Source organism: Methylobacterium sp. 10 (assembly GCF_000519085.1).
GTDB lineage: Bacteria > Pseudomonadota > Alphaproteobacteria > Rhizobiales > Beijerinckiaceae > Methylobacterium.
The window spans coordinates 698127-718308 of record NZ_KI912577.1; the positions used below are offsets into that span (position 1 = coordinate 698127).

Annotated in this window: 19 protein-coding genes; 5 read left to right on the forward strand and 14 right to left on the reverse strand. The window is 68.1% G+C overall.

Annotation, left to right across the window (positions count from 1 at the left end):
* Positions 1–11: 11 nt before the first annotated feature.
* The 10 genes from K368_RS0103230 to K368_RS0103275 form a co-directional block, all read right to left on the reverse strand.
* A complete protein-coding gene (locus K368_RS0103230; RefSeq protein ID WP_027171135.1) occupies positions 12–1310 on the reverse strand; it encodes a glutamate-5-semialdehyde dehydrogenase in 1299 nt (432 codons plus the stop codon).
* A 107-nt stretch (positions 1311–1417) separates the two neighbouring features.
* Complete coding sequence (gene proB / locus K368_RS0103235; protein WP_081739482.1) at positions 1418–2572, reverse strand: glutamate 5-kinase; 1155 nt, start codon at positions 2570–2572, stop codon at positions 1418–1420.
* A complete protein-coding gene (locus K368_RS0103240) occupies positions 2569–2991 on the reverse strand; it encodes a type II toxin-antitoxin system VapC family toxin (protein ID WP_245259483.1) in 423 nt (140 codons plus the stop codon). The genes proB and K368_RS0103240 overlap by 4 nt, the downstream gene beginning before the upstream one ends.
* The gene (locus K368_RS23790; RefSeq protein ID WP_018041683.1) at positions 2988–3263 is read right to left on the reverse strand and encodes a type II toxin-antitoxin system VapB family antitoxin; all 276 of its coding nucleotides are present in this window, start codon (positions 3261–3263) and stop codon (positions 2988–2990) included. The genes K368_RS0103240 and K368_RS23790 overlap by 4 nt, the downstream gene beginning before the upstream one ends.
* Positions 3264–3315: 52 nt before the next feature.
* Positions 3316–4350, reverse strand: coding sequence for a GTPase ObgE (obgE, locus tag K368_RS0103250; RefSeq protein WP_027171138.1), 1035 nt, complete (start codon positions 4348–4350; stop codon positions 3316–3318).
* A gap of 83 nt (positions 4351–4433) precedes the next feature.
* Complete coding sequence (locus K368_RS0103255; protein ID WP_027171139.1) at positions 4434–4904, reverse strand: hypothetical protein; 471 nt, start codon at positions 4902–4904, stop codon at positions 4434–4436.
* A gap of 155 nt (positions 4905–5059) precedes the next feature.
* On the reverse strand, positions 5060–5326 hold the full coding sequence (gene rpmA / locus K368_RS0103260; protein WP_018041680.1) for a 50S ribosomal protein L27: 267 nt from the start codon (positions 5324–5326) through the stop codon (positions 5060–5062).
* Positions 5327–5358: 32 nt separating this feature from the next.
* The gene (rplU, locus tag K368_RS0103265; RefSeq protein WP_018041679.1) at positions 5359–5673 is read right to left on the reverse strand and encodes a 50S ribosomal protein L21; all 315 of its coding nucleotides are present in this window, start codon (positions 5671–5673) and stop codon (positions 5359–5361) included.
* Between the two features lie 207 nt (positions 5674–5880).
* Entirely contained in the window at positions 5881–7566 is a 1686-nt protein-coding gene (locus K368_RS0103270; RefSeq protein WP_027171140.1) for a HAMP domain-containing methyl-accepting chemotaxis protein, read from the reverse strand.
* Between the two features lie 258 nt (positions 7567–7824).
* The gene (locus K368_RS0103275; RefSeq protein WP_027171141.1) at positions 7825–9345 is read right to left on the reverse strand and encodes a helicase HerA-like domain-containing protein; all 1521 of its coding nucleotides are present in this window, start codon (positions 9343–9345) and stop codon (positions 7825–7827) included.
* Between the two features lie 160 nt (positions 9346–9505).
* Here K368_RS0103275 and K368_RS0103280 point away from each other — a divergent pair, with 160 nt between their 5' ends.
* Both K368_RS0103280 and K368_RS0103285 read left to right on the forward strand, forming a co-directional pair.
* The gene (locus tag K368_RS0103280) at positions 9506–9898 is read left to right on the forward strand and encodes a hypothetical protein (protein ID WP_027171142.1); all 393 of its coding nucleotides are present in this window, start codon (positions 9506–9508) and stop codon (positions 9896–9898) included.
* A 243-nt stretch (positions 9899–10141) separates the two neighbouring features.
* Positions 10142–11197, forward strand: a complete 1056-nt coding sequence (locus K368_RS0103285) for a GNAT family N-acetyltransferase (RefSeq protein WP_027171143.1) — start codon at positions 10142–10144, stop codon at positions 11195–11197.
* A gap of 4 nt (positions 11198–11201) precedes the next feature.
* Here the strand turns inward: K368_RS0103285 and K368_RS23795 are convergent, their stop codons facing one another.
* The 4 genes from K368_RS23795 to K368_RS0103310 all read right to left on the reverse strand — a co-directional run bounded on the left by K368_RS23795 (position 11202) and on the right by K368_RS0103310 (position 16654).
* Positions 11202–12881 (reverse strand): GGDEF domain-containing phosphodiesterase, encoded by a 1680-nt coding sequence (locus K368_RS23795; protein ID WP_051439733.1) that lies wholly within the window; start codon positions 12879–12881, stop codon positions 11202–11204.
* A 1006-nt stretch (positions 12882–13887) separates the two neighbouring features.
* Positions 13888–14751 (reverse strand): SDR family oxidoreductase, encoded by an 864-nt coding sequence (locus tag K368_RS0103300; protein ID WP_027171144.1) that lies wholly within the window; start codon positions 14749–14751, stop codon positions 13888–13890.
* Positions 14748–15878 (reverse strand): tRNA epoxyqueuosine(34) reductase QueG, encoded by a 1131-nt coding sequence (gene queG / locus K368_RS0103305; protein WP_081739668.1) that lies wholly within the window; start codon positions 15876–15878, stop codon positions 14748–14750. The genes K368_RS0103300 and queG overlap by 4 nt, the downstream gene beginning before the upstream one ends.
* A gap of 83 nt (positions 15879–15961) precedes the next feature.
* Positions 15962–16654 (reverse strand): glutathione S-transferase family protein, encoded by a 693-nt coding sequence (locus tag K368_RS0103310; protein WP_027171146.1) that lies wholly within the window; start codon positions 16652–16654, stop codon positions 15962–15964.
* 204 nt (positions 16655–16858) lie between these two features.
* On the opposite strand from K368_RS0103310, the gene K368_RS0103315 reads away from it, so the two are divergent.
* The 3 genes from K368_RS0103315 to K368_RS0103325 all read left to right on the forward strand — a co-directional run bounded on the left by K368_RS0103315 (position 16859) and on the right by K368_RS0103325 (position 20150).
* Positions 16859–17662 (forward strand): undecaprenyl-diphosphate phosphatase, encoded by an 804-nt coding sequence (locus K368_RS0103315; protein ID WP_027171147.1) that lies wholly within the window; start codon positions 16859–16861, stop codon positions 17660–17662.
* Positions 17663–17841: 179 nt separating this feature from the next.
* The gene (locus tag K368_RS0103320; protein WP_027171148.1) at positions 17842–19698 is read left to right on the forward strand and encodes a methylmalonyl-CoA mutase subunit beta; all 1857 of its coding nucleotides are present in this window, start codon (positions 17842–17844) and stop codon (positions 19696–19698) included.
* A 65-nt stretch (positions 19699–19763) separates the two neighbouring features.
* Positions 19764–20150: a hypothetical protein gene (locus tag K368_RS0103325; protein WP_027171149.1), complete on the forward strand. Its 387-nt coding sequence runs from the start codon at positions 19764–19766 to the stop codon at positions 20148–20150.
* The last annotated feature ends 32 nt before the right edge of the window (positions 20151–20182 follow it).

Sequence of the window (20182 nt, forward strand, 5' to 3'; positions counted from 1 at the left end):
GGCAGGCCGCATCAAGGACGGGTCTGCCCACGGCCATGGACCCGGTACTTGAAGGTCGTCAGCTGCTCGACGCCCACCGGACCGCGCGCATGCATGCGCCCGGTGGCGATGCCGATCTCGGCGCCGAAGCCGAACTCGCCGCCATCGGCGAACTGCGTCGAGGCATTGTGGGTGACGATGGCCGAATCGACCTCCGCCAGGAAGCGCGTCGCCTCGGCGGCGTCGGCCGTGACGATGGCGTCGGTGTGGTGCGAGCCGTTGGCCTCGATATGGGCGATCGCCGCGTCGAGCCCGTCCACCACCTTCACGGCGATGATCGCGTCGAGATATTCGGTGCGCCAGTCGATCTCGGCGGCGGCGGTGACCCGCGCATCCACCGCCTGGGTCGCCGCATCGCCGCGGACGCTGCAGCCGGCCTCGATCAGCGCCGTGACCAGGGGAGCGAGGTGGGTCTCCGCCACGGCGGCATCGACGAGCAGCGTCTCGGCGGCGCCGCAGATGCCGGTACGGCGCATCTTGCTGTTGACCACCAGGGTGCGGGCCATGTCGAGCTCCGCGCCCGCCGCCACGTAGACGTGGCAGATGCCGTCGAGATGGGCGAAGACCGGCACCTTGGCCTCGGACTGGACCCGCTCCACGAGGCCGCGTCCGCCACGGGGCACGATGACGTCGATGCAGCCGTCGAGGCCCGACAGCATCGCGCCCACCGCCGCGCGGTCGCGGGTGGGGACGATCTGCACCGCGTCGGCCGGCAGGCCGGCGGCCTCAAGGCCCTCGCGCATGGCGCGGGCGATGGCCATGGCGGTGCGGTGGCTGTCCGACCCGGCGCGCAGGATCGCCGCGTTCCCGGCCTTGAGGCACAGGGCGCCCGCATCCGCGGTGACGTTGGGGCGGCTTTCGAAGATGACGCCGACGACGCCGAGCGGCACGGCGATCCGCTCGATCAGGAGACCGTTGGGACGCTCGAACGCCGCGAGCTGGCGACCGACGGGATCGGGCAGCGCGCCGATCTTGGCCACCGCATCGGCCATGGCGGCGAGCCGACCCTCGTCGAGGGTGAGGCGGTCGATCAGCGCCTGGGTCTGTCCGCTCGCCTTGGCGGCGGCGACATCGCGGGCGTTCTCGGCGAGGATCGCGTCCCGGCTCGCCCTCAGGCAATCGGCCACCTGGCGAAGAGCGACATCCTTCGCCTGGGCCGAGGCCTGGGCGATCTTGCGGGCGGCGGCGCGGGCGCGGTGGCCGATCTCCTGCATCTGCTCGGTGAGATCGGGGGCGGCGGCGAAATCGGATCTCAGGTTCAGAACGGGCACGGTCTGTTTCCTCGCAGCTCACCGTTCAAGGCGATGGCAGCATGTCGATCGTGCCCTCATGCCATGCGTCGAGGCGGCAAAACAAGCACATTGCATAATAGTCGAGCCTATTCCCCCGCCATTGCGAGGTCATCGCGATGCACCATTTCAGCGCGACCGGGATGAGTGAGCAATTCTGCGATCTCCCGACTCGGGCGACCGATGATCTGTGCCGCCTGTGCACTGTCATAAGCCACGAGGCCACGCCCCAGGGTGCGGCCCTGCACGTCCCGGATGATCACCGCATCCCCCCGCCCGAAGTTTCCGGCGATCGCGGTGACGCCCACCGGCAGCAGGCTCGCGCCGCCCTGCAGGGCGCGGGCCGCCCCGGCATCGACCACGAGGGTGCCGCGGGGCTCGAGCGATCCGGCGATCCAGGCCTTGCGGGCGGCGACGGGGTTCGAGCCCGACAGGAACCAGGTGCAGCGCCCGCCCTGGACGATGGTGCGCAGGGGGTTCTTCTCGCGCCCGTCTGCGATGACCATGTGGGTGCCGCCGCTCGCGGCGATCTTGCCCGCCTCGACCTTGGTGCGCATGCCGCCCCGCGACAGTTCCGAGGCCGGCCCGCCCGCCATGGCCTCGATCTCCGGCGTGATCCGCTCGATGAGGGGCAGATGGCGCGCGTTCGGGTCGCTGGCGGGAGGCGCCGTGTAGAGGCCGTCGATATCGGAGAACAGCACCAGCACGTCGGCCCCGATCATGGTGGCGACGCGGGCGGCGAGTCGGTCGTTGTCGCCGTAGCGGATCTCGCTGGTGGCGACCGTGTCGTTCTCGTTGACCACGGGCACGGCCCGGACTTCGAGGAGCTTCAGCACGGTGGCGCGGGCGTTGAGGTAGCGGCGGCGCTCCTCGGTGTCCTGCGGCGTCACCAGGATCTGGCCCGCCGCGATGCCGTGATGGCCGAGGGCCTCGGCCCAGTAGCGCGCGAGCGCGATCTGCCCCACGGCGGCGGCGGCCTGGCTCTCCTCCAGGCGAAGGGTGCCGGGCGCGTAGCCGAGCACCGTCCGCCCCAGGGCGATGGCGCCCGAGGAGACGACGAGGACGTCGACGCCCCGCGCATGCAGCTCGGCGATGTCCTCGACGAGCGCCGCGAGCCAGGCATGGCGCAGGCGCCCGCGCGCGCGGTCGACGAGAAGCGCCGAGCCGACCTTGATGACGACGCGGCGGAAATCCTGAAGGGCGGGGATCTGGGGAGAGGTGACGTGTTGAGAAGAGGTCATCATCGGGAGCTTTGCACGGCGCAGGCGAGGTCCGTTCGTGAAAAATCGTTGCCCTTGAACAGGAGCGGCACACCGGCCGACTTCGCCACGGCATAAGCGAAGCAGTCGCCGTAATTGAGAGCGGCGGGATGGCGTCCCTTGCCGAAGCGCAGGAAGGCCTCCGTGGCCAGTCGCAGGTGCATCACATCGAAGGCCACGAAGCGAATGTTGGGCTGCTCATCGAGATACTCGACAAGTGTCCACTGATCGTCGCGCCCTGTCTTCGCGGTCATGACCCGGTGAAGTTCCGCAAGAGTCGGCGTCCCGATCAGGCAGATGGAACGGTGGAGAAGGCGGCCGTAATCGACAGGTCCGTCTTCGCGCAGGAAGATCGCCACGAGGGCCGACGTGTCGACGGCGATCGTATGATCCGCCGCAGTCAAATCGGCAGGCCGTTCTCATCGTACATGTCGGAATGGTCCGACGTCGCGCCGGGCAGTTTGGTGGCCGCACTCCGAGCCGACAAGGCCCGCAATTCCTGATACCGCCGCTCCACTTCCTCGGGGGCCAGCACGTCCCATGCCTGGGACCGGCGATCCTTGAATTCCCTCAACGCCGTTTCGACCACATCGGCGATGGATGTCCTGCTGGAGCGAGCCAGAGAATGTGCGATCTCGTAGGCGACGTCGCTCCTCACATTCAGTTGCTTCGTCATCCCCGAACTCCACCGCCAGCAGCACGTAGCTTAGGGCTACATGCCCGTGTCCTCAAGGCTGCCAGGCCTCCGCCGGCTGCGCCTCGGCCTCGGCGGCCTTGGCCTCCATCATCTCGCGGGTGATCGCGCGCAGGGCGTCCTGCACGCCGAGGCCCGTGGCCGAGGACAGGATCAGCGGCTTTGCCTTGGAGGCCCGCTTCAGACGCGCTACCTGCTCCTTCAGCGTGTCGGGATCGACGGCGTCGGATTTCGACAGGGCCACGATCTCGTGCTTGTCGGCGAGACCGTTGCCGTAGGCCTCCAGCTCCTTGCGCACGAGCTTGTAGGTCTTGCCGGCATGCTCGCTCGTCGCCTCCACGAGGTGGAGCAGCACGCGGCAGCGCTCCACATGGGCGAGGAACTTGTCGCCGAGGCCGACACCGTCATGGGCGCCCTCGATCAGGCCGGGAATGTCGGCGAGCACGAATTCGCGCTCGTCCGAGCGGACCACGCCGAGACCCGGATGCAGGGTGGTGAAGGGATAATCGGCGATCTTGGGGCGCGCCGCCGTCACCGTGGCGAGGAAGGTGGACTTGCCGGCATTGGGCAGGCCGACGAGGCCGGCATCGGCGATGAGCTTCAGGCGCAGCCAGATCCACTGCTCGTGGCCTTCCAGGCCCGGATTGGCGTGTTTCGGGGCGCGGTTCGTCGAGGTGGTGAAATAGGCGTTGCCGAAGCCGCCGTTGCCGCCCTTGGCCAGACGCACACGCTGGCCGACATGGGTCATGTCGGCGATCAGGGTCTCGCCATCCTCGGCGATGATCTCGGTGCCGGCGGGCACCTTCAGCACCACGTCCGCCCCGTTGGCGCCGTGGCGGTTCGAGCCCATGCCGTGCTCGCCCTTCTTGGCCTTGAAGTGCTGCTGGTAGCGGTAGTCGATCAGCGTGTTGAGGCCGTCGACGCACTCGACCCAGACGTCGCCGCCCCGGCCGCCATCGCCGCCGTTGGGGCCGCCGAACTCGATGAACTTTTCGCGCCGGAACGCGACGCAGCCGGCGCCGCCGTCACCGGAGCGCACATAGACCTTGGCTTCGTCGAGGAATTTCACGGGTGTTCTCGTCTCTGTCGTTCATTCGCCGAGGGCGGGGCCTGCCGGCTCCAGACCTTGGCGAATCACATCCGGGTTCGGGTTCAGGCTGCGCCTTGTCGGCACTTCCCGTCGAGGTTCAGGTACTGCACGCTGCGCAGGCCCGCCTCGAACCACGCCCCACCCGACTTCGTCCGGTCGTAGGCGTAGAGATTGATGACGATGGCGCCGTCCGGAGACGTGAGGGTCGCCGGAACCTGCGCGTCGTCGAAGGCCCAGGTCGGGCGGGAATCGGCGCCGAACTCGGCACGGCTTCCGTCCATTTCGAACTGGCTCACCTGGGCGAAGACCGGCCGCTCGTCATGGTCGGAGATCGCGAAGGTGAAGCCGACCTTGGGGCTCCGCCCGACGAAGTTGTAGAATTCGCAGTAGAGCGTCGGGCTCCGTGGCGACGGTCTCGGAATGTCCGCGACCGGGGTCGCGGGGGGCTCGCCTCCGCCGCTCAGAAGCGCCAGGGCGACCGCGACCGAACCGGTAGCGGCGAGTGCCGCCAGAACGAGCGTGCGTTGCGTCATCGCGGTTCCGCTTCCGAGCGCGGCACCGTCCAGGTGACGGAGACCCGCGCAGACGACGAAAGGGAGGATGGCGCACCATCCTCCCTTCGATGTCCGACGATCGTCGATGACGGGATGCCCGGTGCGGGCGCCGCCTCGCTGTGGGAGGCCGTGGACTACTCCGCGGCTTCCTGGTGCGGCACGACGGCGACAAAGGCGCGGCCGCGCTTCACCTGGAACAGCACGCGGCCATCCGCCTTGGCGAACAGGGTGTGGTCTGTGCCGATGCCGACATTCACGCCGGGGTGGAACTTGGTGCCGCGCTGACGGACGATGATGTTGCCGGCGATGACGGCTTCGGCACCGAACTTCTTCACGCCGAGGCGCTGACCGGCCGAATCGCGGCCGTTGCGGGACGAGCCGCCTGCTTTTTTATGGGCCATTGTGGTTGACTCCGAATGTCTCGATCAGAACGTCAGGCGCTGATGCCGGTGATGCGCACCACGGTGTGGTGCTGGCGATGACCGCGCTTGCGGCGCGAGTTCTGACGGCGGCGCTTCTTGAAGGCGATGACCTTCGCGTCGCGGCCGTGGCTGACGATCTCGCCGGCGACGCTGATGCCCGACAGGAGCGGCGCGCCGACCTGGGTGGCGCCCGCGTCGTCCGCGAACAGGAGGACTTCGCCGAAGGTCACGGCCGAGCCGGGCTCGCCCTCGACGGTGGCGATCGTGATGGTGTCGTTGGCGGCAACGCGATACTGCTTGCCGCCCGTCTTGATGACTGCGAACATCGTTCTCTCTTCGTGTTCTCTGCCGGCCTCCGGCTTTCGCCTGGACCGTCTTCTTGTTCAGGTCATCCGCGACACCGATCGAGCGATGCGCGAACGCGAAACGCGCGGACTTCGTCGAGGAAGCCGCGCGTTGCGTATGTCGACTAGTCGGGTTTCGCCCGCCTGTCAATGAACGGACAGGCCCTTCCGTTCGGTCTCGAGCGCCGCTCAGGCTGCGCGCACGTTCGCCAGGAAACGGCCGACCTCGGCTCTCAGATGCTCGGACTGGCGCGACAGTTCGGAGGCCGACGACAGCACCTGGGAGGCGGCCGCTCCGGTCTCCTCCGCGGCGCCCGCCACGCCGGAAATGTTGCTCGTCACCTCGTTGGTGCCGATCGCCGCCTGGGCGACGGTCCGAACGATCTCCTGGGTCGCCGCGCCCTGCTCCTCGACGGCCGCAGCGATCGTGGCGGCCACTGCGTTGATCTCGCGGATACGGATCGAGATCCCGCCGATGGCATGAACCGCATCGCCCGTCGCCCCCTGGATCCGTGCGATCTGGCTGGAGATCTCCTCGGTCGCCCGAGCCGTCTGGCTCGCGAGTTCCTTCACCTCGGTGGCGACCACCGCGAAGCCGCGTCCCGCTTCGCCGGCCCGCGCGGCCTCGATCGTGGCGTTCAAGGCGAGCAGGTTGGTCTGTCCGGCAATGGTGGAGATCAGGCTCACCACGTCGCCGATCCGGCTGGCCGCCTGGCTCAGTTCGTTCACGAGGCGGCCGGTCTGGTCCGCCTCGCCGACCGCCGTGAGGGCGAGGGTCGCCGAGCCCGCGACCTGGCGGCTGATCTCCTGCACGGAGGAGCCCAGCTCCTCCGCCGCCGCCGCGACCGTGCCGACATTGGTCGCCGTCTCTTCGGCCGCCGCCGCGACCGTCGTCGACTGGGTGGCCGTTTCATGGGCGGTGGAAGTCATGGTGGAGGCGGTCGCCTGCAATTCGGTCGCGGACGAGGACACCATGCCGACGATCCCGCCGACCGCCAATTCGAACCCATCGGCGAGTTCGATCATCGCGCGGCGGCGCTCGGTCGCGGCGGCCGCGTCGGCGATGCGCGTGATCTCCGCCTGCTCGGCGGCCTTGGCCGCGACCATGGTCCGAATTCCTTCGACGGCGCGACCGACCGCACCGATCTCGTCACCGCGCGCGGCCTCGTGGATGCGGATGTCGGTGGCGCCTGCGGCCATGCGCTGGAGCACGGAGACGAGGTTGCCCATGGGCCGGGCAATGCCGAAGATCGAGATGAGCCCGGCGCAGACCAGACTCAGCACGATGCCGAGCCCGCTCGTCGCAAAGGCAGTGGTCCGGGTCGACTCGGTCAGCGAAGCCAGGGAAGCCGCCCCGGCATCCATATAGTCGGCGACGTCGGTGGAGAGCGCCCCGCAGGCCGTGTAGATCTCCTTGAAGTTCGGATCGACCGTCTCATGCATCAGGTCGAGCGCCTGGGCGGCCTCACCCTTCTCCACGAGCGCACGCACCTTGAGACTGTCTTCGACCAAACGATCGATCCGCGTGGCGATCGTCTGGATGCGGGCCGCGAAAGTCGGCGCCTCTTTGGGCAGGTCGATCATCAGTCGCTTGAGCTTGGGATAGGCATCATCCATCTGCGCCAGATAGCGCTTCTTGGCCTCGGCATCCGGCTCGGTGATGGCCCGGTAGAGCGCATGGTTCATCTCAAACACGAACCGGTTGGCACGCCGCGCATTGGCTGCAGCCTTCGCTTCATGAGCGATGAACCGACCGTAATTCCCACCGATCTCCACGAGGCGTCCGGTCGTGTACCATATGCACGCTCCCAGGACGACGCAGACCAACCCGATGGCGAGCCCTATTTTGTAGATGACCTTGAGACGTCCGAGCATGACACGCAGCCTTTGAGTGAGGCCACGGAAAATAAAGTACATCACTCAATATCAGGTTAATTCAAAAAATCCAGAATGAAAAAGGTGGCTTTATCAGATCAAGGAAGCATGCCCTCACCCTGATATCCCCGCCGAATTGAGAAACCGAAATCTAGGCAGGGCGCCTCTCGAAAACCCTCCTCCTCGACGGTCGGCATCAAAAGCGATGACCGGTGATGACTGGAGGTTTGTCCAGATTAACTCAAATATTCAATGAAGCTACCGCTTCATCAATCCGCCCAGTACATTGCGCAGGATTGCGTTCCCTACCTGCGTCCCCACGGTGCGCGCCATGGAGCGGGCGGCGTTGCCGATGACCTGTTCGGCCAGACTCTGCGGCGGGCGGCGCGCGCCCTTGGCCGCGGGCTTCGAGCCCAGCACGCTGCCGAAGAGGCCGCCGAGCATGCCGCTCAAACCGCCTTCCGATTGCTGCGCGGCCTCGGCCGGAGCGGAATCGAGTCCCTTGCGCCGGGCGAGGATCTCGTAGGCGCTCTCGTTGTCGACCGCCTCGTCGTACTTGCCCCGCAGCGGGCTTTTCACGATCAGCTCCGCGCGCTCGGCCGGCGTCAGAGGCCCGACCCGGCCCTGCGGCGGGGCGATGAGCGCTCGCTCCACGATCGAGGGCGTGCCCTTGGCCTCGAGGAAGCTCACCAGGGCCTCGCCGACGGCGAGTTCGGTGATCGCCTTCGCCACGTCGAAGCCGGGATTCTGGCGAAAAGTGTCGGCCGCCGCCTTCACGGCGCGCTGGTCGCGGGGGGTGAAGGCGCGCAGGGCGTGCTGGACGCGGTTGCCGAGCTGGCCGAGCACCGATTCCGGCAAATCGAGGGGGTTCTGGGTCACGAAATAGACGCCGACGCCCTTCGAGCGGATGAGGCGGACCACCTGTTCCACCGCGTCGAGGAGGGCCTTGGGCGCGTCGTCGAACAGGAGATGCGCCTCGTCGAAGAAGAAGACGAGCTTCGGCTTGTCGAGGTCTCCCACCTCGGGCAGCTGCTCGAACAGTTCGGACAGCATCCACAGCAGGAACGAAGCGTAGAGGCGCGGCCGCTGCATCAGCTTGTCGGCGGCGAGGATGTTGACGATGCCCCGCCCCTCGCGATCGACCTTCATGAAGTCGTTGAGGTCGAGGGCGGGCTCGCCGAAGAACTGGTCGGCGCCCTGGTTCTCCAGCATCAGGAGCTGGCGCTGGATCGCGCCGACGGAAGCAGCCGAGACGTTGCCGTACTTGGCCGAGATCTCCTTGAGGTTCTCGGTGACGTAGAGCAGCAGCGCCCGCAGGTCCTTGAGGTCGAGGACAGGCCATTGATTGTCGTCGGCGACCCGGAAGGCGATGTTGAGCACGCCTTCCTGGGTATCGTTGAGTTCGAGAAGCCGGGCCAGCAGCAGCGGCCCCATCTCGATCACCGTGCAGCGGATCGGATGCCCCTGCGCGCCGAACAGGTCCCAGAACACCACCGGGAACCGGTCGGGCTCGTAGGTGATGCCCAGTTCCTCGGCCCGCTTGACGAAGACGGGCTTCGATTCGCCGGCAGCCGCGAGGCCCGAGAGATCGCCCTTGATGTCGGCTGCGAAGACCGGGACGCCGGCATTGGAGAACCCCTCCGCCAGGACCTGGAGCGTCACCGTCTTGCCGGTGCCGGTGGCCCCGGCCACGAGGCCATGGCGGTTGGCGAGCTTGAGGGTGAGGGCCTCCGGCTTGGTGCCACTCTTGCCGACGAGGATGGTACCGTCGCTCTGCATGATCGCCTGAACCCACCGCTTCGCGTCGCGCCCTCTGCGCCGACGCTGGAGTTATGCCGTTCGCAGCCAACATTTTCCAGCACGCCGCCCCGAAGCGCTTGATTTCGCCCCGTCGAGCCCAGATGGACGGGACGACCCGCATGCGTTGGAGCAATTGCACATGGAAGAGTTGATCGCCCGCGTCACCACGAAGACCGGACTCGACGCCGCGACGGCGCAGGCGGCCATCGGCCACATCCTCGCCTTCCTCCAGAAGGAAGGCCCGGCCACCGAGGTCGCCCAGCTCTTCGCGGCGATGCCCGGCGCGGACGCGGCGGCGGCGCAGTCGAACCAGGGCGAGGGTGGCAGCGGCGGCGGCCTCATGGGCATGCTCGGCGGCATGATGGGCGGGGGCGTGATGGCGCTCGGCCAGAAGCTGATGGCGGCCGGCGTCCCCATGGGACAGATGCAGCCGCTCGGCGCCGAACTGTTCGCCTTCGGCCGCGAGAAGGCCGGCGAGGACGTGATGGGCCCGATCGTCGGCTCGATCCCCGGCCTCAACCAGTTCGTCTGACGGCCACGTCCCGAGCCCTTCCCCGCGACCGCGTCGGGGGGAAGGAGCGACACCGGATGCTTCGGCGGCTACCCATGCGGCAGCCGCTGCCGACCCCATTGATGGGTGGCGTAACCGCCTCTGGCCTCACGCAAAAGCCTGTCATAAAAGCGTTCGGGCTTCGTGATGATGTGGCCACGCCGACATGAGGCTCCAGGCTCCATCGGGAGCCGGCCTCGCGGGTCCGGCAGAGCGGATTGGACGATGGTCCCGAACTTCGCGCGCGATGCATCCACGGCCTGGCTCAACGGCTGGGAGGCCCATGTCCACGCGCCCTTCGCCCGGTTCAAGCAGAAGCGCCTGGAGGCGGGACATGCCGGCTTCTCCGGCCTGCCGGGCTTCCCGGGCCTTCCCGGCGCCGGTGGCCGGTCCCTGATCCCGCCGGGCGGAACGCCGATCCGGTTCAAGCCGCGCCTGAAGAAGCCCCTGGCCGCCCCCGGCCTCGACCCGACCCTCGGCCGCATCGGCGACCTCGAAGTGCGTCTGGCCACCACCGTCTCGGAGATCCGCCGGGCCCAGCGCCTGCGCTACCGGGTGTTCTACCAGGAGATGTCGGCGGTGGCCTCGGGAATGTCCCTGCTGTCGCGGCGGGACATCGACGATTACGACACGGTCTGCGACCATCTGCTGGTGATCGACCACGCGGCGACGGAGGCGAAACCGTTCCGGCGCCCGAGGCCGAAGGTGGTGGGCACCTACCGCCTGCTGCGCCAGGACGCCGCCGACCGCAATTTCGGGTTCTACACCGCCGGCGAATACGACATCGCGCCCCTGCTCGCCGCGCATCCCGGCAAGCGCTTCCTCGAACTCGGCCGCTCCTGCGTGCTGAAACCCTACCGGACCAAGCGCACGGTGGAGCTGCTCTGGGCCGGGATCTGGGCCTATGTCCAGCACCACCGCATCGACGCGATGCTCGGCTGCGCCAGCCTGGAGGGAACCGACCCGGACAGGCTCGCCCTCGCCTTGAGCTTCCTGCACCACCATGCCCGAGCCCCCGAGCCCTGGTGCGCCAGGGCGCTGCCGGGGCGGCATGTGGCCATGGACCGGCTGCCGCGCGAGGTGGTGGACGCCAAGGCCGCGCTCCAGTCGCTCCCGCCGCTGATCAAGGGCTACCTGCGGGTGGGCGCCACCTTCGGCGACGGCGCGGTGATCGACCATCAGTTCGGCACCACGGACGTGTTCGTGGTGCTGCCGGTCTCGGCGATCGCCGCCCGCTACATCGGCCATTTCGGACCGGCCGCGAACAAGCGCGCGGCGTAATCGTTCATGCCGCCGCGCTCACGCGGCGGGACCGCAGGAACGCCTGAACCTCGTTGGCGGGGAGAGGCCGGCTGAACAGGAAACCCTGGACCTCGTCGCAGCCCTCGCTCCTGACGAGATCGAGCTGTTCCGCCGTCTCGACCCCCTCGGCCACGATGCCCATCCCCAGCCGCTCGCCGAGGCCCACCACCGCCCTCACGATGGCCGCCGCATCCGGCTCGGCGATGTCCTTGATGAAGGCGCGGTCGATCTTGATCTTGTCGAAGGGAAACCGCCGCAGGTAGCTCAGAGACGAGTACCCGGTGCCGAAATCGTCCAGGGCGATCCTGACGCCCAGCGCCCGCAGGCGGTGCAACGTCGCCACGACGCCCTCCGGGTCCCGCATCAGCGCGCTCTCGGTCACTTCGAGCTTGAGCCGATCCGGGGACAGGCCTGCCCCGTCGAGGGCGCTCGACACGGAGCGTTCGAGGTCGTGCTGGAACTGCACCGTCGACACGTTGACGGCGACGCGGATCTCGCCGGGCCACGCCATCGCCTCGCGGCACGCCTCGGCCAGGGCCCAGGCGCCCAGGGCCACGATCAGCCCGGTCTCCTCCGCCACCGGAATGAACTCCATGGGCGAGATGAGACCCCGTTCGGGGTGATGCCAGCGCATCAGCGCCTCGAAGCTCGTGACCGTCTCCGCCGCCAGGTCGATGACCGGCTGGTAGACGAGATAGAAGTCGCCCCGCCGGATCGCGTCCTTCATGTCGAAGGCGAGCAGGTGGCGCGCGGAACGGCGCGCGGCCAGAGCCGGCTCGAACCGGCGATACGTGTCGCGGCCGGTCGTCTTGGCCTCGTAAAGCGCGATGTCCGCCCGCCGGAGCAGGTCGTCGGCGGTGATCCCTTCGTTCGGCACCATCACCGCGCCGATACCGACACCGATCTCGACCACCATGCCGTCGATCTCGATGGGCGCACCGAGAACCGCGATCACATGCTTGGCCACCGCGTCCGCTTGGTGCGGCCCCTCGAGGCCTTCGATCACGAGCGCGAACTCGTCGCCCCCGAGCCGGGCCACGGTATCGCCGACGTCCACGGCCTCGTTCAGGCGATCGGCGACGATGCGGAGGAGACGGTCGCCGGCGCTGTGGCCGAGGGTATCGTTGACGGCCTTGAAGCCATCGAGGTCGCAGGCGAGCACCGCCGCGGTGAACCGGCCGTCCCGAGCGCGCATCACGGCCCGGTCGAGGCGCTGGCGGAGCAGCCGGCGGTTGGGCAGGCCCGTCAGGTCGTCGTGCAGGGCCAGATACTCGACGCGGGCCTCGGCTTCCCGGCGGTGCGTGATGTCGATCTGGGTCCCCACCGCGCGCAGGGCCTTGCCCGCGCCGTCCCGTTCCACGACCCGCCCGCGCGTCAGAACCCAGAACGACGTGCCGTCGCGGCAGACGACGCGATGCTCGCACTCGTAGGTGGAGGTGAGGCCCTTGACGTGCGCGACCATGGCGAGGGTCAGGCGCTCGCGGTCCTCCACGTCGACGATGTGATCCAGCGGCTGCTTGGCCTCGATGGCGTCGACGGCATAGCCGAGGCGGGCGAGCCAGCGCTCGGAGATCCAGATCGATCGATCGGCGAGGTTGCAGTCCCAGATCCCCTCGACGCCGCTATCGAGGGCGAGCGTCAGCCGCTCCTTGCTCAGCCGCATCCTCGACCCGCCCGCGCGCGATGCCCGCACGGATCTCAACCAGCCCCCCGGATCGATGCGGAGGCCGGCTCGTCCGACACCCGCGCCGGAGAAGACACGGAAAAGGGATTGCGTCCGGCCAGACATGTCCATCCGCGACTCCCCGGTGGCGGAGCCGGCGTCGGTTGCGACCGGGGTCATCCGCCTGACGATCGTTCGAAGCCACGCGGTCGTCTTCAGTGGCGACATCGCCCCGCTCATAATCGGCACGTTTGATGCGGATCCTGGAATCGCACGCGATCTCGCAGGCTGAATGGATTCCGCAGTGACCGTGAACCGTTTGCCGTCACGACCCGCTTTCCCATTTGAAGAGCGATACTTGCGCAAACCGCAAGAATCAGCCTGCGCCCCTCATATTTCAAGCATCGTTATGCGAAGCTTCCGTTAATGGAAAGTCAATGAGGCGTCGGCGGGAGCCGGATCGAATTGCATTCAAATTGTCGCATCGCGCTTTAGTGTGAGTCGCTGCACCAATCCGGCATTTTACCGGTACAGATATACCATGAGCGGCCTTTACCCTCGTCGCCCAGTGAGATCAGTGGGATACCAAGCATCAAAGATGAAAGTATGCTGGAGCGGCGACGATGTCGTCGGCGTCAATCAACGACCAGACGCGCATGTGGTCCCGAGAAATCAAAGATATGCGAAGAGCACTTTCACTGCGAATTTTCAATCCTGAGCATGGCTGGTATAGTTTTGAAAAATCACATAAGTGATTATTTCCCGCCACGAGCGATAGACGCCGTGGTTACATCCAAAATAAACAGCTAATCCACCTAACAATTCGCCTCGTAGTCATCAAATTTCCACTCGATAACAATAAAACATGGCATCTCATTCCGGATTGTTCATTATTTTTAGCATGGACGCCACTGCGATAACGGACGTCCTGCCACGTCACGTCTATCGCAGCTGAGGTAAAAGACCGAAAAGCTGCTTTGCGCGTCAAGAAAATCGGGCCCGAGCCTCAAACCTTGGCGTCGGCGACCAAGGCCGCCAGCCCCTCGCGATAGGTCGGATAGGCGAGATCGACCCCGAGCTCTTCGCGGATCAGGCGGTTTCGCACGCGCTTGTTCTCGCCGTAGAAGCTGCGCGCCATGGGGCTGAGATCCGCCGTCTCGAAGTCGATCTCGGGGGGCAGCGGCAGGTCGGCGAGGCCGGCGGCGTATTCCGTCACCACCTGCGGCGGCGTCGGCTCGTCGTCGGTGACGTTGTAGATCGCCTGCGCCCTCGGCCTGTCGATGGAGGCAAGGAGGGTCGTGGCGATGTCGTCCACATGGATGCGGTTGAACACCTGACCCGGCTTGATGATGCGCTGCGACTTGCCCTCGCGCAGCTTGACGATGGGGTTGCGGCCCGGCCCGTAGATTCCGGACAGCCGGAACACCTGCACCGCCTTGCCGGTCTCCTCCCCGAAGGCGAGCCAAGCCTTCTCCACGGCGATGCGGCCATGAGAGCGGCCGCTGGCCGGGTTGGGCGGCGTCGTCTCGTCGATCCAGGCGCCCTGCTGGTCGCCGTAGATGCCGATGGTGGAGAGATAGCCGATCCAGCCGATCCGGCTGTGGGCGATGGCGTCCCGGTAGCGGGCGAGCACCGTGTCGCCGTCGCGAGACGGTGGGGCGGACACCAGCAGCACGTCCGTGTCGGCGAGGTCGCCCGCGATCCGCGCGTCGTCCGTCTCGGGGCCGAAGCCGCGCAGGGCGACGTCGCCGAGGCCGGCGCCCGGCCGGGCCGGATCGGTGACGGTGGCGCGGACCTGGCCGAACCGCCCGGCCGCGCGCTCGACGAAGCGGCGCGCCGTGAAGCCGAGGCCGAAGACGAAGAGGTTCATGCCGCCGTGTTTCCCGCGTGATCGAGCGCCGCGCGCCATTCGGCGCGGACATGCGTATCGGTTTCGCCCATGGCGTGGCCGTTGAAAAGCCCGCGCAACGCCGCTGGAGCGAGGAGACGGGCCAGCGCCCACACCGCCATGCCGCGCACCAGGGGCGAGGCATCGGACAGGCAGCGTTCCGCCTCGGCGGCAAGGGCCGGCTCGCCGGAATTGCCGATGGCGATGAGGACGTTGCGCAGGAAACGGTCGCGCCCCGTGCGCTTCACCGGCGTCCCGGCGAACCGCGCCCGGAAGGCCGCATCGTCGAGGCGCGCCAGTTCGGCGAGCGGGGGCGCGGCGAGATCGGCCCGCGCGCCGAGGCGTCCCTCCGAGGCCGTGGCGGCGAACTTGTTCCAGGGGCAGACGGCGAGGCAATCGTCGCAGCCGAAGACGCGGTTGCCGATGGCCCCGCGGAATTCCGGCGCGATCGGCCCCTCGTGCTCGATGGTGAGGTAGGAGATGCAGCGCCGCGCATCGAGCTGGTAGGGGGCGGGGAACGCTGCCGTCGGGCAGATGTCGAGGCAGCGCCGGCAAGAGCCGCAATGGTCGGCCTCGGGTGCGTCGGCCAAGAGGTCGGCGGAGGTGTAGATCGCCCCGAGCAGGAGCCAGTTGCCGTGTTCGCGCGAGACGAGGACCGTGTGCTTGCCCTGCCAGCCGAGGCCAGCGGCAGCCGCGAGCGGTTTCTCCATCACCGGCGCGGTATCGACGAAGACCTTCACCCGCGCGTCGCCCTTGGCGGAGAGATAGCCGCCGAGCTCCTTCAGCTTGCCCTTCACGACCTCGTGATAATCCCGCCTCTGGGCGTAAGCCGCGATGGCGCCGCGATCCTTCAGGGCCAGCAGCGAGAGCGGATCGACCTCCGGGCCGTAATTCATGCCCAGCATCACGATGCTGCGAACGCCGGGCCAGAGAATCGACGGATCGGCGCGCTGGTCCGCGCGCTCCACCATCCAGTCCATCTCGCCATGGTGCCCGGCGGCGAGCCAGGCCGGCAGCCGCTCGCGCAGGGCCGGCACCGCATCTGGGGTGGTCACCCGGACCGTATCGAAGCCGAGATGCCGGGCGCGGGCCTCGAGCGCCTGCCGCAGGGCATCGCCGGAAAGCACCTTGCGCTGCTCCCGGCGGCCGGCCGCCTGCCTGCCCTCTTTCCGGAACTGGCCCGAAGGGGCGTTCAGAAATCCAGGTCCGCGTAATGATCCGCCGGGGCCATGCCCGGCACCCGGTCCGCCAGGAGCGTCCGGAACGAGGGGCGCGATTTCAGCCGCGCGTACCAGTCCCTCGCCGTCTCGTCCTCGTCCCATGGCACGTCGCCGAGATAATCCACGCAGGAGAGGTGGGCCGCGGCCGCGAGATCCGCATAGGTCAGATGATCGCCGGCGATCCATTTCCGGCGGGACATCAGGTAGCCGATGTATTTCATATGGTAGCGCACATTGGTGCGCGCCGCGCGAATGGCATGCATGTCCGGTGGGCCGCCGCCATTGGCGCTGGTCATGAAGCGCTTCGAGATCTTCTCGGTGACGAGGTACTCGGTCACCTCGGCATTGAACTTCACCAGGAACCAGTCGAGCAGGCGGCGGACCTCCACGCGATCGGCGGTGGCCTCCGGCAGCAGCCGGCGCCCGGTGAGGCCGAGGCCGCGGGTCTCGTCGAGATACTCGGCGATAATGCCGGCCCCCGGCACCGCGAGCCCGGTCTCCTCCACCAGGACCGGCGTCGTCCCGGCCGGATTGATGAGGAGGAAGGCCTCGCGGCGGTCCCAGACCCGCTCTTCCACGAGCGCGGGCTCCATGCCCATCTCGCTGAGAACGAGGCGGATGAAGCGCGAATGCGGACAGAAGGGGGAGTGGTGAAGCGTCGCCATAGAGGCCGTTTCGAAGGGGATGGAATCGCGGGACGCGCCGTGTCGAGACCAACAATGAGAGAGGGTCGCCGGTCGAGACTTATTGCCCGATCATTGCCGCCTCATTAACACGCTGGACCTGTTCCGGTAACCGCTCGTCAACTCTGATCGCCGACACCGTGCGGCGACCGGCTTTCCCCCCACGACAACCGAGGCGATGACATGATGGATGCGATGAGCATCGTGAAGGCGGTCGTTCTCGCCATGGTCGAGGGCGCGACGGAATTCATCCCGGTTTCGTCCACGGGCCACCAGTTGCTGGTGGGGCACTTCATCGGCTTCCAATCGCCCAACAACACCTTCGAGGTGCTGATCCAGCTCGGCGCGATCCTGGCGATCCTGGCGGTCTATTTCCGCCGCCTCCTCGGCATCGCCACGGCCTTTCCCACCGATCCGAACGCAAGGCGCTTCGTCTTCGGCATCCTGCTCGCCTTCCTGCCGGCGGCGATCATCGGCGGCCTGTTCTCGAAATACATCAAGTACTACCTGTTCAACCCGTGGATCGTCTGCGCCACCCTGGTGGCCGGCGGCCTCGTCCTCCTCGTCCTCGACGAGACCGAGCTCGAGGTGAAGAAGCGCGACGTCTTCGACTTCACCCTGCCGATGGATTTCAGGATCGGCCTGTTCCAGTGCATCGCCATGATCCCCGGCGTGTCGCGCTCCGGCGCCACCATCGTCGGCGCCATGCTGATGGGGGCGGACAAGCGCTCGGCCACGGAGTTCTCGTTCTACCTCGCGATCCCGACCATGGCCGGGGCCTTCGCCAAGGACCTCCTCGACAATTACAAGAACCTCTCGCAGGACGATTTCGGCCTGATCGCCATCGGCTTCGTCGTGGCCTTCCTCTCGGCCTTCGTCGTGGTGCGCACGGTGCTGGACTACGTCTCGTCGCACGGCTTCCGGCTGTTCGCGTGGTGGCGCATCATCGTCGGCTCGCTGGGCTTCGCGGGGCTGATCCTCGTGGGCTGAGGAGCACCGCCGCGCGGGGCGGCAGCCCACGGGCGAGGGCTGCCGCTTTTCTTTGAATCCGCTCCGATTTCTTTGATAACCTGCGCGTGTTGCCCGGCGAGCCTCGCCATGCGAGGGCTGTCGCCGAGAGCGTCCGGCCACGCGCGGCCGGCGGAAGCGTGCGCCAAGGCCCTGACGAAATGGAAGATCGCCCCCTCGCCGACCTGTTCCCCACGCCGACCCGCGAGCGCTGGCTCGGCCTGGTCGAGGGCGTGCTGAAGGGCGGCGATTTCGAGAAGCGGCTGGTCTCGAAGACGGCGGACGGCATCCGGATCGAGCCCCTCTACGAGCCGGCCGCCCCGGTGGCGCAGCCCGTGCGGGCACCCGGCCCCTGGCGCATCGCCCAGCGGGTGGACCACCCGGACGCGCAGGCCGCGCACGGTCTCGCCATGGCCGACCTCGAAGGCGGCGCCGACGCGCTGAACCTCGTCTTCTCGGGCTCCGTCTTCGCACGCGGCTTCGGCCTCGCCGCCGACGACGTGTCGGCCCTCGACACCGCCCTCTCCGGCGTGATGCTGTCCCTGATCGCGACCCGCCTCGATGCCGGCGGGCCCCGCCTGGTCAAGGCGCTGGCGGCCCACCGGAACGAAGATCTCGGCGCCCTCGATCTCGATCTCGGCCTCGACCCGATCGGGACGCTCGCCACCACCGGCCGCCTCGACGCGACGATGCCCGAGATCGGCGCGGCGGTGTCGTCGCTGCTCTCGGAGTTCGACGGGGCGGGCTTCACCGGCCGGGCGATGCTCGCCGACGGGCGCCCCTATCACGAGGCCGGGGCCAGCGAGGCGGCGGAACTCGCCGCTATCCTCGCCACCGCCGTCGCCTATCTGCGCATGCTGGAAGCCGGCGGACACGACCTCGCCCGCGCCCGCGATGCCGTCGCCATCCTGCTCGTGGCCGATGCCGACGAGTTCCTGACCATCGCCAAGTTCCGCGCCATGCGCCGCCTCTGGGCGCGGGTGGAGGCGGCCTGCGGGCTCGACCCGAAGCCGCTGCGCCTGCATGCCGAGACCGCGTGGCGGATGATGAACCGGAACGACCCGTTCGTGAACATCCTGCGCACCGGCATGGCCGCCTGCTCGGCGGGGCTCGGCGGCGCCGATTCCGTCACCGTCATCCCCTACACCGCCTCGCTGGGCCTCGCCGACGCCTTCGCCCGGCGCGTCGCCCGCAACAGCCAGATCGTCCTCATCGAGGAATCCAACCTCGCCCGCGTCGCCGATCCGGCGGCCGGGGCCGGCGGGTTCGAGGCGCTCACCGAGGAGCTCACCACCACGGCCTGGGCCGCCTTCCAGGCGATCGAGCGCGAGGGCGGCATCGTCGCGAGCCTGCAGGCCGGCGCGATCCAGGCCCGGATCGGCGAGACCCGCGCCACCCGCGTGAGGAACGTCGCCACGCGCCGCGAACCCCTCACCGGGGCGAGCGAGTTCCCCTTCCTCGCCGAGAAGCCGGTGACAGTCCTCGACCTGCCCGCCTCAGCGACGCTGGCGCCCGCCTTCGCCCTCGACGGGAGCGGCACGACCACCTGCGAGGCCCTGCCCTCGTCGCGGCTCGCCGAGCCCTACGAGGCGCTTCGCGACGCTTCCGACGCCCATCTCGCCGAGACCGGACGGCGCCCGCTTGTGTTCCTTGCCAATCTCGGGACGGTCGCCGTCTTCAACGCCCGCTCGACCTTCGCCGCCAACGCCTTCGCGGCCGGCGGCATCGAGGCGGTGAACGAAGAGGGTTTTTCGGAGAGCGACGCCCTGGCCAGGGCCTTCGCGGAATCCGGCGCGCGCATCGCCTGCATCTGCTCGTCGGACGCCCTCTACGCCACCCACGCCGCCGCCGCCGCCGAAGCCCTGAAGGCGGCGGGCGCGAGAACCGTGTATCTCGCGGGCAAGCCGGGCGATCTCGCCGAAGGGCTCGAAGCGGCCGGTGTCGATGCCTATCTGCATGCGGGAGGGGACCTCCTCGCGCTGCTTCAGGCCGCCTTGGGCGAAGCCACACGAGCGTGAATCGCAACCGAGACGCGATCCGGGACGTTCCCAGCTCCGATCACGTCATTGCAGAACGGGCTACGATGCGACGCTTCCTCCTTGCCGCCGGCTCCCTCGCCCTCCTCTCCGCCTCCTTCGGAACGGCGGAGGCGGCCAAGCGGAAAGTCTCGGTGCCGAACCGCTACGACGGCAACTGGAGCATCGAGGTCGTCACCCAGGACGGTCCCTGCGACCGCGCCTATCGCTACGGCGTGCGGATCGCCAAGGGCGAGGCGAGCTATCCCGGCGGGGATTTCGACATCCGGGGCCGCGTGTCCGGCAACGGTACCGTGCGGGCGACGATCATGCGCGGTTCGGATGGCGCCAACGTTGTCGGCCAGCTCGATCGCGGCGGCTATGGCAGCGGCACCTGGTCGAGCAGCGGCATGATCCGCTGCTCCGGCCGCTGGAACGCCGAGAAGCGGGGCTGATCCGGCCCCTGTGATCGGCCGGGCACAGTCGG

Excerpts from the sequence above, each read along its gene's own strand:
- K368_RS0103280 (WP_027171142.1), top strand. The coding sequence starts at position 9,506 with ATGGAAGAGTTGATCGCCCGCGTCACCACGAAGACCGGACTCGACGCC.
- K368_RS0103270 (WP_027171140.1), bottom strand. The coding sequence starts at position 7,566 with ATGCTCGGACGTCTCAAGGTCATCTACAAAATAGGGCTCGCCATCGGG.
- proB (WP_081739482.1), bottom strand. The coding sequence starts at position 2,572 with ATGATGACCTCTTCTCAACACGTCACCTCTCCCCAGATCCCCGCCCTT.
- K368_RS23795 (WP_051439733.1), bottom strand. The coding sequence starts at position 12,881 with ATGCGGCTGAGCAAGGAGCGGCTGACGCTCGCCCTCGATAGCGGCGTC.
- K368_RS0103325 (WP_027171149.1), top strand. The coding sequence starts at position 19,764 with ATGCGACGCTTCCTCCTTGCCGCCGGCTCCCTCGCCCTCCTCTCCGCC.
- K368_RS0103285 (WP_027171143.1), top strand. The coding sequence starts at position 10,142 with ATGGTCCCGAACTTCGCGCGCGATGCATCCACGGCCTGGCTCAACGGC.
- K368_RS0103310 (WP_027171146.1), bottom strand. The coding sequence starts at position 16,654 with ATGGCGACGCTTCACCACTCCCCCTTCTGTCCGCATTCGCGCTTCATC.
- K368_RS0103320 (WP_027171148.1), top strand. The coding sequence starts at position 17,842 with ATGGAAGATCGCCCCCTCGCCGACCTGTTCCCCACGCCGACCCGCGAG.
- rpmA (WP_018041680.1), bottom strand. The coding sequence starts at position 5,326 with ATGGCCCATAAAAAAGCAGGCGGCTCGTCCCGCAACGGCCGCGATTCG.
- rplU (WP_018041679.1), bottom strand. The coding sequence starts at position 5,673 with ATGTTCGCAGTCATCAAGACGGGCGGCAAGCAGTATCGCGTTGCCGCC.
- K368_RS0103300 (WP_027171144.1), bottom strand. The coding sequence starts at position 14,751 with ATGAACCTCTTCGTCTTCGGCCTCGGCTTCACGGCGCGCCGCTTCGTC.
- K368_RS0103255 (WP_027171139.1), bottom strand. The coding sequence starts at position 4,904 with ATGACGCAACGCACGCTCGTTCTGGCGGCACTCGCCGCTACCGGTTCG.
- K368_RS0103315 (WP_027171147.1), top strand. The coding sequence starts at position 16,859 with ATGGATGCGATGAGCATCGTGAAGGCGGTCGTTCTCGCCATGGTCGAG.
- K368_RS0103275 (WP_027171141.1), bottom strand. The coding sequence starts at position 9,345 with ATGCAGAGCGACGGTACCATCCTCGTCGGCAAGAGTGGCACCAAGCCG.
- K368_RS23790 (WP_018041683.1), bottom strand. The coding sequence starts at position 3,263 with ATGACGAAGCAACTGAATGTGAGGAGCGACGTCGCCTACGAGATCGCA.